Annotated in this window: 2 protein-coding genes; both read right to left on the bottom strand. The window is 58.2% G+C overall.

Annotated features, from left to right (window positions below; genetic code table 11):
* Positions 1-47 precede the first annotated feature (47 nt).
* On the bottom strand, positions 48-329 hold the full coding sequence (locus tag IB263_RS33845) for a hypothetical protein (RefSeq protein WP_234798775.1): 282 nt from the start codon (positions 327-329) through the stop codon (positions 48-50).
* An 8-nt stretch (positions 330-337) separates the two neighbouring features.
* A partial coding sequence (locus IB263_RS33840; RefSeq protein ID WP_192439608.1) for a transposase domain-containing protein occupies positions 338-550 on the bottom strand: 213 nt, incomplete at its 5' end.

The raw sequence follows: 550 nt of genomic DNA, 5'->3' as shown, positions 1-550 counted from the left end.
CGTATCCGTCCGGTGAGCACCACAGGTAGCTCGAAGGTGACTTCCGCCTAGCGGTTTGATCGTAGGGCCACGATTGCTGCTGCGGCTGTCTCGGACAGCTTCGCCATCTCGCGATTGGGCAGCGCCATGTGCTCTGTGGCTATCTTGAAGAGGTAGTTGGCGATGTCTTCTGCCGTTGCGTTCTCGTTGATGAGCATACCGAGCACGACGTCGGCGTAGGCGTCGTATTCGTCCTTCACTTCGGGAATGTCAGATATGCCGATCGGATCCCAGTCGCGGAGCAACACATCGCGAACAAGAGCGCGGATTTTGTCGATATCGTAAGTCATCGGTACTCCTACGCAGCAGCGGCTTTTGCTGACAATGCCGTCCAATTCCACGGGAGCAATTGCTCGAGCCTGGTGATCGAGGTGTCGGCGATGCGAGCGAGCACATCGGCGAGCCACGCTTGTGGATCGATGTCATTGAGCTTGGCGCTCATGATCAGCGTTGCCATGAAGGCGGCGCGATCAGCACCACGGTCGGAGCCGGCAAAGAGCCATGCCTTCCT

The organism is Ensifer sp. ENS03 (assembly GCF_014852035.1).
Classification (GTDB): domain Bacteria; phylum Pseudomonadota; class Alphaproteobacteria; order Rhizobiales; family Rhizobiaceae; genus Ensifer; species Ensifer adhaerens.
Note: the sequence above shows the minus strand (reverse complement) of the source record. Positions and strands in the feature narration are given on the sequence as shown.

Excerpts from the sequence above, each read along its gene's own strand:
- IB263_RS33845 (WP_234798775.1), bottom strand. The coding sequence starts at position 329 with ATGACTTACGATATCGACAAAATCCGCGCTCTTGTTCGCGATGTGTTG.